This is a genomic window from Knoellia sp. Soil729 (assembly GCF_001427985.1).
In the GTDB taxonomy this organism is placed as follows: Bacteria; Actinomycetota; Actinomycetes; order Actinomycetales; family Dermatophilaceae; genus Knoellia.
Genome location: NZ_LMSA01000003.1, coordinates 383,020 through 395,025, shown reverse-complemented (window position 1 = coordinate 395,025; position 12,006 = coordinate 383,020). Strand labels below are relative to the sequence as shown.

At 72.4% G+C, this 12,006-nt stretch carries 10 protein-coding genes; 1 reads left to right on the top strand and 9 read right to left on the bottom strand.

The window, feature by feature from the left end; all coding sequences use genetic code 11:
* Window positions 1-12: 12 nt before the first annotated feature.
* Entirely contained in the window at window positions 13-513 is a 501-nt protein-coding gene (locus ASG74_RS13635; protein ID WP_056144538.1) for a DUF6328 family protein, read from the bottom strand.
* Between the two features lie 172 nt (window positions 514-685).
* Between ASG74_RS13635 and ASG74_RS13630 the strand changes: the two genes are divergently transcribed.
* A complete protein-coding gene (locus tag ASG74_RS13630) occupies window positions 686-1,627 on the top strand; it encodes a UDP-glucuronic acid decarboxylase family protein (RefSeq protein ID WP_056144535.1) in 942 nt (313 codons plus the stop codon).
* Here the strand turns inward: ASG74_RS13630 and ASG74_RS13625 are convergent.
* Genes ASG74_RS13625 through ASG74_RS13590 form a run of 8 tightly spaced genes read right to left on the bottom strand, consistent with a single transcriptional unit; the run spans window position 1,599 to window position 11,943 of the window.
* A complete protein-coding gene (locus ASG74_RS13625) occupies window positions 1,599-2,555 on the bottom strand; it encodes a glycosyltransferase family 9 protein (RefSeq protein WP_056144532.1) in 957 nt (318 codons plus the stop codon). The two genes, ASG74_RS13630 and ASG74_RS13625, sit on opposite strands and share 29 nt — an antisense overlap.
* Entirely contained in the window at window positions 2,552-3,259 is a 708-nt protein-coding gene (locus ASG74_RS13620) for an SDR family oxidoreductase (protein ID WP_056144530.1), read from the bottom strand. The genes ASG74_RS13625 and ASG74_RS13620 overlap by 4 nt, the downstream gene beginning before the upstream one ends.
* A 55-nt stretch (window positions 3,260-3,314) precedes the next feature.
* Window positions 3,315-4,772, bottom strand: coding sequence for a PfkB family carbohydrate kinase (locus ASG74_RS13615; protein WP_056144527.1), 1,458 nt, complete (start codon window positions 4,770-4,772; stop codon window positions 3,315-3,317).
* Entirely contained in the window at window positions 4,769-6,643 is a 1,875-nt protein-coding gene (locus tag ASG74_RS17905; RefSeq protein WP_156465398.1) for a glycosyltransferase, read from the bottom strand. Before ASG74_RS17905 ends, ASG74_RS13615 begins: the two co-directional genes overlap by 4 nt.
* Complete coding sequence (locus tag ASG74_RS13605) at window positions 6,640-7,620, bottom strand: glycosyltransferase (RefSeq protein WP_056144523.1); 981 nt, start codon at window positions 7,618-7,620, stop codon at window positions 6,640-6,642. The genes ASG74_RS17905 and ASG74_RS13605 overlap by 4 nt, the downstream gene beginning before the upstream one ends.
* Window positions 7,617-8,705: a glycosyltransferase family 9 protein gene (locus ASG74_RS13600; protein ID WP_056144520.1), complete on the bottom strand. Its 1,089-nt coding sequence runs from the start codon at window positions 8,703-8,705 to the stop codon at window positions 7,617-7,619. The genes ASG74_RS13605 and ASG74_RS13600 overlap by 4 nt, the downstream gene beginning before the upstream one ends.
* Window positions 8,702-10,285, bottom strand: coding sequence for an HAD-IIIA family hydrolase (locus ASG74_RS17900; RefSeq protein WP_056144517.1), 1,584 nt, complete (start codon window positions 10,283-10,285; stop codon window positions 8,702-8,704). The genes ASG74_RS13600 and ASG74_RS17900 overlap by 4 nt, the downstream gene beginning before the upstream one ends.
* Entirely contained in the window at window positions 10,282-11,943 is a 1,662-nt protein-coding gene (locus tag ASG74_RS13590; protein ID WP_056144516.1) for a carbamoyltransferase family protein, read from the bottom strand. The genes ASG74_RS17900 and ASG74_RS13590 overlap by 4 nt, the downstream gene beginning before the upstream one ends.
* Between the last annotated feature and the right edge of the window lie 63 nt (window positions 11,944-12,006).

Below are 12,006 nucleotides of genomic sequence, written 5' to 3'. Positions count from 1 at the left end.
TGACTTCGTGGGCTATCTCGGCGGTGCTGCCTCGCGACCCAGGTGCGCCCGGACGACGAGCGGGACCACCAGCCAGTTCGCCGTGAAGATGACCACCGCGACGACCGCAGCGGTCACTGCGGCTCCGCGTCCCAGGACGACGTCGAAGATCAGGAACGTCGCCGACGCGACGCTGACCGCAAGGGTGGCCAGGCCCGCTCGGGCGGAGAGGTCCGCCAGCCCCACCAGCTGCGCCTTGGCGTGCCGGCGGAAGAGCAACCGGTGGGCACTCACCGGCGCGACCAGCAGGGTTGTCGCGACGATCGCCGACCCGAGGGCGATGAGGTAGGCGACCCGCTGCTGCTGGGTGATCTCGCCGAAGCGCTGCTGGAAGGGCAGGGTCAACAGGAAGCCGGCGAGGAGCTGGACGCCGGTCTGGGTCACCCGCAGCTCCTGCAGGAGCTCGTCCCAGTTGCGGTCGAGGCGCTCGGTGGCGGTCTCGTGTCGGTCGTTGCCGGGCTGGTCGTGCTCCATCACCTGACATTACCCAGTGGCCGGCAGCGGGGTCGGGATGCCTGTGCTGTCGAGTTCGGAACCGCCCTGGCGCACGTGGCTTCCAGGCCGGTGGTTTAGGGGGAAGGAGCGGGGGTACCGATCCAGCAACGCGGCATGGGCAGAGCGATGATTCCCTCAAGGAGACGGTCACGTGCGTGTAGTAGTCACCGGCGGCGCCGGCTTCCTCGGCAGTCACCTGTGCGAGGCCATGCTGGCAGAGGGCGCCGAGGTGCTCTGCCTGGACAACTTCCTCACCGGGTCGCCGGCCAACGTGGCCCACCTGCGCACAGACCGTTCCTTCCGCCTGGTGCACTGCGACATCACCGAGTTCGTCCACGTGCCCGGAAGTGTCGACCTCGTCCTGCACTTCGCTTCACCGGCATCGCCCTCGGACTACCTGCGCTTCCCCATCGACACCCTCAAGGTGGGTGCCATCGGCACCTGGCACGCCCTCGGTCTGGCGAAGGAGAAGGGGGCACGGTTGGTGCTCGCCTCGACGTCCGAGGTCTATGGCGACCCCCAGGTCCACCCGCAGCCCGAGAGCTACTGGGGTCACGTCAACCCCGTGGGTCCACGGGGGGTCTACGACGAGGGCAAGCGCTACGGCGAAGCGATGGTGACGGCATACCGCAACAGCGAGGGCGTCGACGCCGCGATCGTGCGGATCTTCAACACCTATGGGCCACGGATGCGACCGCACGACGGCCGCGCCATCCCGACGTTCATCCGCCAAGCGCTGCTCGGGGAGCCGCTCACGGTGGCCGGCAACGGCACGCAGACCCGCTCCGTCTGCCACGTCGACGACCTCGTCGCCGGGATCGTGGCCTTTGCCGGCTCGAATCACCCTGGCCCGATGAACCTCGGCAACCCGGATGAGATGTCCGTGCGGTCCATCGCCGAGGACGTCATCACCGCCACCGGCTCGAGCTCGCAGCTCACGTTCGTCGATCTCCCCGTGGACGACCCGCAGGTGCGACGGCCGGACACGACGCTGGCCCGTGAGGTCCTGGGCTGGCAGCCCCGGATGTCCTGGCATGAGGGGCTGGACCGGACGGTCGCCTGGTTCAGGCAGGTTGAGCTCGAGGCCGGCTGAGCAGCAGGCTCGCGGCATCCACGACCTCATCCACCTGCACGCGGGCCAGGCGCAGGTCGAGGTCCGTGCCGTGCGGGTCGCCCCTCGGATCACCATTGCTGGGGTGCCAGATCACGATGTGGCGTTCGTGGTCGATGGCCGGCCCCCACAACGCGGGTGGCGTGGGACCGAAGAGCACGACCGACGGCGTGCCGTGGGCGGTGGCGAGGTGGGCCACTCCGGTGTCGCCGCTGACGACGAGAGCGGCGGTGGCGACCAGCTGTGAGAGCTCGGGCAGTTCAAGGCGTCCGCAGGCGTCGATGACCTGGGGTTGCGCCGCCGCCACGGTGGAGCACAGGCCCGACTCACCGGACGTGCCGGTGACCACCACACGGTGCCCGGCCGATGACAACGAGGCGGCGACCGCACGCCACCGTGCGACCGGCCAGCGACGCGCGCCCGAGGCCGCCCCGGGGTGCAGGACCACGTGCGACCGGCGCGGCCCGGCCGTGGGAAGTCTGAGGTCCTCGGCGTCACAGGGGCCACCGTCTCGCCGCACGAGCGAGCACCAGCGCTCCACCTCGTGGACGTCCGCCGGCCACGGCGGAGCCTGCCGGCCCTCCTCGGGTCGGGCGTGGGGTTCGGCAAAGGCGAGAAGGCGACCGGGCTCCACGTCCCGGAGCACGGCATGGCTCTGGGGGCCGGAACCGTGCAGGTTCACCGCGACGTCCGGTGCGTCGCCCGGCCATGAGAGGGGGGCCAACCCCCGGGTCGCCAGCACCTCGTCCACGATCCCCAGACCCTGGAGCCATGAGGCCAGCGGCGCAGGTGCAGCGAGGACGAGCTTCGCTCCGGGATGGCCGCGACGCAGCCCCCGGAGCGCCGGCACCCCGGTGAGGAGGTCCCCCAGCCCGAGGGCGCGCAGCACGAGGATGGTGGGTGCGCTCACGGCCAGGAGGGCTCCGTCGAGGTGGCCACGACGAGCTCGCGCAGCTCGACGCCGCGAGGGCTGCACAGGGCAGTGATGACGGCGTTGGCGACGTCGGCCGGATCGCTGAGGTCGGCGTCGGGACCCGGCCGGTACTGCTCGGTGCGTCCGTCGAAGAACCGCGTGCGCATGCCTCCCGGCACGAGCAGCGTGACACCCACCCGGCCCGCCAGCTCCATGGCGAGAGCCCTCGTGAACCCGACGACGCCGAACTTCGAGGCGCAGTATGCCGTGGCGTCACCGGCCGGACGCAGGCCGAGGGTCGAGGCGACGGTCACCACGGTGCCGTGGACCGCCACGAGGTGCGGCAGGCACGCCCGGACCACCGAGACCGTGCCCAGCAGGTTGACGCGTACCACGTTCTCCCAGTCGGCCACCGACACCTGGTCCAGCGGACCACAGGCGTCGGTTCCGGCCGCCGTGACGAGCGCCTGGGGAGGCCCCACCGTGGAGACGAGCTCGGACACGGCCGCCGCGGCAGCCTGGCTGTCGGCCAGGTCGACGACGGTGTGGGGCGTGCTCGGGTCCGGTGGCGGCACGCGATCGATCACGGCGGGCACGCCACCGGCCTTGGCGACGGCGTCGACGAGGGCCGCACCGAGACCACTGGAGCCTCCCGTGACATAGGTGACGCCAAGCTCGCGGGGACGGTTGTCGTAGGTCATGACTCTCCTTCGGTGATGCGTTCTCGGGACGGCAGCGGGCAGGGGTGACGGCGGCTCACGGCTCGGCGCCCACGCCGACCCGGTTGGACGTGCCGTCCGTGTCCGCCGTGTCGGCCAGGATCGCCGTGGTCGAGTAGCCCGGCTGGTAGGGAATGAGGACGACCCGTCCACCCCAGCTGCGCACGAGTGCCGCCTCGGGCAGCTCCGTGCCCTCGTAGTCGCCCCCCTTGACCCACACGTCCGGACGCAGCACCTCGAGGGCCGCGTCCGGACCCTGCTCGCCGAAGGTCATGACCGCGTCGACGCACGACAGACCCAGGAGCACCCGGGCCCGGTCGGCTGCGTTCTGCGCGGGGCGCCCGGCTCCCTTGAGCCTGCGCACGGACTCGTCAGAGTTGAGGAGCACCACGAGGGCGTCCCCGAGCCCGCGAGCGGCCTCGAGCGAGGCGATGTGGCCAGCGTGGAGGATGTCGAAGCACCCGCCGGTCGCCACGAGGGTGCCGGACTGAGCCGCCACCCGTCGGGCCACGTCCAGTGCAGAAGGCTTCTCCGGGCCGGCAGCCACCATGCGGCCAGCCGCGGCCGCGCCCGCGGCCGCGCCCGTGGCCGCTCCTGCACCGGCCGCGCGATCCCGGTAGCCGGAGGTGCCACCGCCGACGACCCACTCGCGCGCCGCCGACACGGCATGGGCAACGGACTCGCTCGTGGTGCACCCTCGTGCCATGGCCGTCGCCGCGGCGGCGACGAACGCGTCCCCGGCGCCACAGCTGTCACCCGGGACTGCGGTGGTCGGGAAGTGCACCGGCTCACCGGTGCTCGTCGCCAACCACGCGCCGGATCGACCCGCCGTCACACAGACTCCGCGCGCGGACCAGGCCGAGACGAGATGGCGGGCCAGGTCGTCGCCGTGAGCACCCGGCATACCGGAAGCAGCGTGCGCCTCGGCGAGGTTCGGTGTCACCAGGGTGCATCCGGGGACGGGGTCGGCGCCGCGCGGGTGGGGGTCCCAGACCACCGGGCCACGGGTTGCCCGCTGCGCCAGCAGTTCTCGCAGCTCGGGGAGACTGCTCGTGCCTGCCCCGTAGCAGGAGACGACGACCACGTCGGCCTCCTCGAGGGCACGTGCAGCCTCACGGGGGAGGGGCCCGTCCGGAGCGCTCGGGCCCCCGTCGTCGATCCTCAGCAGTGACTGCCCCTGGCTGCGCACCCTGGTCTTGCGACGTGTCGGCCCGGACTGCTGCAGCGCCACGAGGCGGACGGCACCACGCTCCAGCGACTCTCGAACCAGTGCGCCAGCGGAGTCCCGTCCCACCGGGGCCACCAGGGTCACCTCGACGCCCGGTCCCGCGCACAGCAACGCCGTGAGTGCCGCTGCGCCCGGACCGTAGGACTCGGCGACGACGTCCACCACCGGCACGGGGGCGTCGGGGCACACCCTCTCGACCCGGCCCACGAGGTCACGGTCGAGGACGACGTCACCGACCACGACGACCGTGCGGCGCCGCGCCCTCATGCGCTGACCGCCGCGTGTGACCGCACGAGCAGCTCGCCGCGCCGACGCAGGGTGTGGTCGAGTGCCGCGCACATCGCGTGGACGGCCGTGAGGTGCAGCTCCTGCACCGCCGCCGTCGACCCCGCCGAGATGGTGAGAGCGTGGTCCGAGAGCGCCGCCAGGGGGTTCGGCCCGGGCCCCGTCAGCGCCCACACCTGCAGGCCCAGCTCGCGTCCGCGCTTGGCGGCGTGCACGATGTTGCTGCTCGTGCCGCTCGTGGACAGCAGGACCAGGATGTCGCCCGCCCGGCCGTGCGCCTCCACCTGTCGGGCGAAGACCTCGTCGGGACCGTAGTCGTTGAGGATCGCCGTCACGCTCGAGCTCTCGGCACACAGCGAGATCGCCGACAGCGGCCGGCGCTCCCCACGGAAGCGGCCGACGAGCTCGGCCGTCAGGTGCTGGGCCTCGGCCGCGCTCCCGCCGTTCCCGGCCGCGAGCAGCCGGGCGCCACCGACGAGCGACGTGGCCAGCTGCTCACCCCACTGGCGGATGAGGGCGTACTGCTCCATGAGCGAGGCGGCCCCCTCCTCGACCTCGGCCGCGTGGTCCTGCAGCCAGCTCAGCGTTGCGTCTTCGTCCGCGGCGCTCCTTGCGAGAGCGGCTCCCACCGTCGACGCGTGTCGGCTCACCGCCTCGACCAGCGCCTGCTCGGTCCTCTCCGTCACGATGCTCCAGTCATAGAGCGTGACCGCGCGCGCGCGAGCGGCCGTGCCCCAGCGTTCAGAGGTCGCAGGGTCGGCCAGCAGGTCCTCCACGGCACGGGCCAGGGCCAGCGGGTCGCGCGGCGGCACGAGCCGGCCGGTCTCCCCGTCGACAACGCTGTCGAGCAGACCTCCCACAGCACTGCCGACGACCGGTCGACCGCAGGCGGCTGCCTCGAGCGGGGTGATGCCGAAGGGTTCGTACCATGGCGTGGCCAGGACGACGTCGGCCGAGCGGTAGAGCGACGGCATCTCGGAGTGGGTGAGCTGGCCCAGCATCCTCACCCTGTCGAAGACCCCCACCTCACGGGCCACCCGTCGCAGGCGCATGACCTCCGGCTCCGCGTCGAGCTGGTCGGCGGCCGGACCGCCGGCGATGACCAGCTCGACGGACTCGGGGAGATCCGCCAGAGCCCGGATCGCCACGTCGAAGCCCTTGCGCTCCACCATGCGGCCGACGAGGAGCAGTCGCTGGCGACCGGGAGCCCGCTGCGCCGGGCCGGCCCCCGCCTCGTCCGCCGCCGGCACCGGGGTGAAGTGGGTGGTGTCGACGCCGCACGGCACCACTCGCACGTGCGCCGTGTCGACGCCGGTGCGCGCGAGCTCGGCCACCTCGTCGGCACACGTCGCCACCACCACGTCCACCTCGGCGGCGAGCTCGTGCTCGCGGGCGAGCCGCTCCGGGGGACTGGTGTCGGCGGCACCCTGGAAGCGCCGCTTGACGCTGCCGAGGGCATGGAAGGTCTGCACCACGGGCACGCCTCGAGCCCGTCCTGCGCGGACGGCAGCGAGTCCGGACATCCAGAAGTGCGCGTGCACCACGTCGGGGTCACCATGCCGGCTCCAGTGGTCCTGGACCCAGTCAGCGAACTGGTCCATCAGGGGGTACAGGTCGTCCTTGGGCACGGCTCTCGCCGGGCCGACCGGCACGTGGACGACCGTGACGCCCGGCGCGAGCGGCACGCACTCCGGCTGGTGGAGGTCGTCCCGTCTCGTGAACACCTCGACGACGTGGCCCCGACGGGCGAGCCCGCGGGCCAGGGCGTCGACGTGGACGTTCTGCCCGCCGGCATCCACACCGCCCAGGACGGCCAGTGGACTGGCGTGCTCCGAGATCATCGCGATCTTCACCGTGCTACCTCCTTGAGGATGCTGTCCCAGTCGGTCAGGAACCGGGGGAGCCCGTAGTGGGCAAGAGCGTGCTCTCTCGCGGCGACGCCGCACTCGCGCGCACCGGCTGGGTCTGCCAGCCACCGCATCGCGGCCTGCCGCAGCTCGCCGAGGTCGTTGCTCACCAGGCCCGCGGATGCCGGCACGGCATAGGGCGCCTCGGTCGTGGACAACGCCAGCACCGGCATCCCGAGAGTCATCGCCTCGAGCAGTGACAGCCCCAGGCTGGTCCACCGGTAGGGGTGGAAGTACAGGCGGTGATGGCCGAGGGCACGGTGCAGCTCCGACTGCGGCAGGTCGTGCAGGCGCCCGGTCAGGTCGGGCCCGCCGACCTCCCTGCTCGCGGCCTGGAGAAGCGCCGTGTCGATGCCGTAGACGTGCACCGGCACACGCCGGGCCAGGTCGATCACCAGGTCGGTGCCGGCCACCCGCCAGCGTCGGACCGGCTCGTTGACCACCACGGCGGCGCTCGGGTCCTCTCCGGTGTAGTGCGCACCCGGGTCCGGTATGCCGTGTTCCACGACCGTGGTGCGCGCGGCTCCGCAGTCCCACGCCATCGCGTTGAACCGGGTGACGTGGACGACGCTCAGGCCGACGAGCTCCTCGCAGTCGGCCACGGGGTGCCGGGTCGACACGGCGTGGCCGGTGGGCGCGTTGTGCTCGACGTAGACCGCTGCGACGTCGACCCCGACCCGGAGGCCGGTGAGCTCACGGAGGAGCCGCGACTCGTGGGGCCGTTGGAGGACCACGACGTCGATGTCCTCGTCACCGAGTCGCGACAGGGCCACCTCGCGCGCCGACGCAGGCCAGTCCCAGGACTGCGCCCGTCCGCGCCCGTCCGCGTCGCGCTCGTCGTTGACGGGCAGCACGTACTGGTGCTCGCCCGCGACGAAGCTCGTCGTCCAGGAGCCGTGGACGTGCCACAGGAGCACCTTCATCCCACACCTCCCCTTGCCGTCCCGTCAGCAGCAACCGCCCTGGGTATGCCGGCCAGCTGGCCGACCGCGCCCGTCACCACTGTCGGGTCGACACCGTTGAGGCACGGGTGGCCCGGGACGGGGCATGCAGTCGCCCGGGTGCCACGGCATGCCGCAGCCCGGTCCCCCAGCACGACGTGGGGGACGCCCCACGGTCGCCACCGCTCGACGGGGACCACCGGCGAGAAGAGGCTCACCACAGGTGTGCCCACGGCGGCGGCCAGGTGCGCCGGGCCGGTGTTGCCGACGACCACGCAGGAGGCGCCGGCGAGCACTCCGGCGAGCCGGGCGAACGTGGTGGTCCCCATGAGGTCGTGTGCCCCGGCTGCGGACAGGGCACGGCCGGCGTGCGCCTGTGCACGTGTGCCCGTCACGACGACCTCCCAGCCGACCTCTCGCAGTGCCATCGTGATCTCGGCTGCGTGCGCGAGGTCGATGGACCGGCTCGCCACACTCGCGAGGGGATGGATGACGACATAGGGATGTGCTGATGGCAGCCGGTAGGCAGCGACCGGTCGGATTCGCAGCCGTCGGTCGTCGTCGGCCGGCAGGTGGAAGCCCGCAGCGGCGGCCAACCGGAGGGCAGCCTCCACCTCGTGCCCGCCCGCGGGACCACCGTCGTCGTCACGACCGGGGACCCGGCGGGCCCGCACGTCGAGCAGCGAACCGGGGTGCTCCTCGCTGAACGCGCAGACCTGTCGCACACCGGCAAGACGCGCCAGGAGAGCGGCGGGCAGGGAGCTCTGGTGGTACGACGTGAAGATCACGGCGTCGTCGTACTCCCGATCGGTGAGGCTCTGGAGGACTTCGGCGAGGGCCAGCGCGTCGACCGGCGGTGCCGGGTTGCCGCTCCATGGGGCAGCCAGGACGTGCAGGTCAGCGATCCCGGGCAGCAACCGTGCCGCGGCCGCACCGGAGGGCGAGACGAGGAGGTCCACGGCGCTGCTGCCCGCAGCCAGCGCTCGAAGCGCAGGTCCCGTCAGCAGGACGTCGCCGTCGGAGTCCAGGCGGACGGCGAGAACCCGTCGCCTCGTCGTGCTGCTCATGGCCGCACCGCCTGTCGCTCACCCAGGACCAGGTCGATGGCTGACGGCAGGTCCGGCGCGACCTGTGGTGCAGCGTGAACCTCCTCCGCCCGGGTCGCCGGTGTGGGGACGAGGACGGAGCGCGCGCCCGCTGACCGAGCGGCCACCAGGTCTGCGCCGATGTCCCCGATGACGAGACAGTCCTCGGGACGCACACGCAGCGCACGGGCCGCTGCCCGGACGAGACCAGGCTGCGGCTTCCGGCAGCTGCACCCGTCCTCGGGCCCGTGCGGGCAGACGTGCCAGGAGTCGACGGCACCGATCCGCTGCTCGACCTCTCTGTTGACCGCTGCGACCTGTGCCGGCGTCACGAGGCCCCGGGCGATCCCGGACTGGTTGCTGATGACCGCCACGCGAATGCCGTGGGAACGCAGTCGTTGCAGCGACTCACGTGCCCCCGTCATCGGAGCGACCCTTCCCGGGTCGCCGTTGTAGGGGACGTCGTGGACCAGGGTGCCGTCACGGTCGAAGAGGACGGCCTTGGGTCGTGGCGGCCACGGCTCTGCCCGGCGGTGGAGCCACCAACCCCGAGCACGGTGGGCGACAGCTGCAGGAGGGATCGCGACGCTGGTCCACAACATCCGGGCGATCTCCCGCGGGTCGGCCGGTCCGGGCCTGATGCGGCGACCAGCGAAGTCCGCCGTCAGCCCCAACCAGCCGACCAGTCCGGTCACCGCGACCACCCGGGCCCTGCCCGCCAGCGCCGCCCCGCCGCGTGCTGGGACGAGTCGGGCGATGGAGTCACCGACGGAGGCGGCGCCCCCGAGTAGACCGACCACGCCGAGCGCGAGGGTGCCGACGTGCCATGGCAGACGGCCCCGCCCCGTGCCGGCACGCTCCCTCCAGCGGGAGCCGTGGAGCCGTCGCATGAGGGCGTCGTCGGTATTGCCCCGCTGGACCCGCAGGCTCACGTCGCCCGGGGCCGGTCGCACGGGGTGCACGGTCGAGCGAGCACCGCGCACGAGCTCCCATCCCGCCTCTCGCACCCTCAGTGCCAGGTCGGCGTCCTCCCGGTACGCCCTGGGGAAGCGCTCGTCGAACCCGTGGACCGCGAGCAGTGCCTCACGGCGGTAGGCCATGTCGGCGGTCGCCCACAGGGCCTGTTCCAGGCCGGCTGTCGACCGCTCCCAGTCGGTCGGGCGCCGGGTCGTCGGCAGCGGAACCTGCAGGCGCCCCTGGCTGCCGCCCACGCCCGGGCCGACGGCGAGGTCGCCCTCCAGAGCGGTGGCCCACGTCTCCGGCAGCACGACGTCGTCGTCGAGGAGGACCACCCACGGTGCGGTCGTCAGCTGCCATCCGAGGTTGCGCGCCGCTGCTGGACCCCGACCACAGCTGGCCACCACCCGCACAGGAAGACGCGACACGAGCTCCTCGGGCAGCGTCAGCTCGTCGTTCGGCGCCCGGCGGTCGTCCACGACGACGACCTGCTCGGGGAGCGGCCCGCTCTGCTCGGCCAGTGAACGCAGGAGCACGGCGAGACTCGGCCGCCCCACGGTCGGCACGACCACGGCATACCCGGCTTCGGGTGCACGAGGGCTCATCGGTCACCGCCGAACAGGGCCGAGCGCCGCACGAGGTGCGGTCCCATGACCATCGCATCCACGGGAGCCGACCCGCACAGCTCCAGCGCATCGCGCGGGTCGTCGACCATCGGCCGCCCGGCTGTGTTGAGGCTGGTGTTCACGACGACGGGCAGGCCGGTGCGGGCCTCGAAGGCTCGCAGGAGCGCGGCGACCCGGGGATGGGTCTGGGCGTCGACGGTCTGGATGCGGGCCGTGCCGTCGACGTGGACGACGGCGGGGATGCGGTCGCGCCACTCCTGCGCGACGTCGTGGACGAAGAGCATGTAGGGACTGGGAATCGGACCGTTTCCGAAGATCTCGCTGGCGCGCTCGGCCAGCACCATCGGCGCCACCGGGCGGAACTGCTCGCGACCCTTGACGTCGTTGAGGCGCTCGAGGTTCGCGGCCCGGCCCGGGTGGGCCATGAGTGAGCGCTGGCCCAGGGCGCGCGGGCCGAACTCACTGCGCCCGTCCAACCACGCGAGGATCCCGTCGCGGGCCAGCACCTCGGCGGCGGCGTCGGCGATGTCGTGCGGGGTGGTGAAGGGCACGGCGGCCGCCCTCAGCCAGGCGGCGAGCTCGTCATCCGACCACCCTCGGCCCAGAGCTGCTGTCCTCATCGGCGCGGCCGGCTCACCGCCGTCGGCGCACAGCTGGAGCGCTGCTCCCAAGGAGGTGCCCGCGTCACCGGCCGCAGGCTGCACCCAGACCTCCTCGAACGGCGTCTCGCGCCAGATGCGGCTGTTGGCAACACAGTTGAGCGCGGTGCCACCAGCCATGGACAGGACGCGGTCTCCTGTCTCTGCGTGCAGCCAGCGCGCGAGGTCCACCAGGACGTCCTCCAGCACCAGCTGCACCGAAGCCGCGAGATCCGCGTACTGGGACGGCCAGTCGGTCTCCCCACCGTGGCGTCGAGGAGCGAACTGTGACCAGTCGGGGATGGGTGCCGCGAAGCCGCCGTCTCCGGTGGGGTGGATCGTGGCCCGGAGCTCGTCCGCGTGGACCGGCCGGCCGTAGGACGCCAGAGCCATGACCTTGAACTCGTCGCTGGACCGCAGGAAGCCGAGATGCTCGGTGAGCGACTCGTACAACAGACCGAGGGAGTCCGGAAGGGCCTGGGCCGCCAACGTGGTGAGCCGCCCGCCGCGGTAGGCCCCGGCAAGGTGGGACGCCTGCTCTCCTCGTCCGTCGAGCACGAGCACGCTGCAGTCCCGTGAACCGGCGACCGGAGCGGCGAGGCCCGCAGACGCGGCGTGGGCGACGTGGTGGGGGACGAACCGAACCTGCTCCGGGTCCAGGCCCGGAAGGGCGGTGGCGAGGAACTTTGGAGCCGACTGGGCGTACGTGAGCCGGACGTGGTCCCACGGGTCGTCGAGACCCATGTCGAGGGCGGGTTTGGCCAGGGCGGGGTCGAAGGAGTAGCCCACGGCGTCCAGGTCCTGTGGTGCCAGACCCGCCTCGGCGAGGCACCAGTGCATCGCCTGCTCGGGCAGCTCCCACGCCGAGAAGGGGACAGGACGCTTGCCGTGCTTGCGCCGGCTGAACCGCTCCTCCTCGGCAGCGGCCACGACCTGCCCGTCGACGACCAGTGCAGCCGATGGGTCGTGGAACAGCGCGTTGACACCAAGAACTCGCATGGCTGGGCACTACCCCCGAGAAGCGCTTCTATTCAGAACCGCGTGCAGGGCGGGCCTGCCGGC

Excerpts from the sequence above, each read along its gene's own strand:
- ASG74_RS13620 (WP_056144530.1), bottom strand. The coding sequence starts at position 3,259 with ATGACCTACGACAACCGTCCCCGCGAGCTTGGCGTCACCTATGTCACG.
- ASG74_RS17900 (WP_056144517.1), bottom strand. The coding sequence starts at position 10,285 with ATGAGCCCTCGTGCACCCGAAGCCGGGTATGCCGTGGTCGTGCCGACC.
- ASG74_RS13635 (WP_056144538.1), bottom strand. The coding sequence starts at position 513 with ATGGAGCACGACCAGCCCGGCAACGACCGACACGAGACCGCCACCGAG.
- ASG74_RS13615 (WP_056144527.1), bottom strand. The coding sequence starts at position 4,772 with ATGAGGGCGCGGCGCCGCACGGTCGTCGTGGTCGGTGACGTCGTCCTC.
- ASG74_RS13605 (WP_056144523.1), bottom strand. The coding sequence starts at position 7,620 with ATGAAGGTGCTCCTGTGGCACGTCCACGGCTCCTGGACGACGAGCTTC.
- ASG74_RS13600 (WP_056144520.1), bottom strand. The coding sequence starts at position 8,705 with ATGAGCAGCACGACGAGGCGACGGGTTCTCGCCGTCCGCCTGGACTCC.
- ASG74_RS13590 (WP_056144516.1), bottom strand. The coding sequence starts at position 11,943 with ATGCGAGTTCTTGGTGTCAACGCGCTGTTCCACGACCCATCGGCTGCA.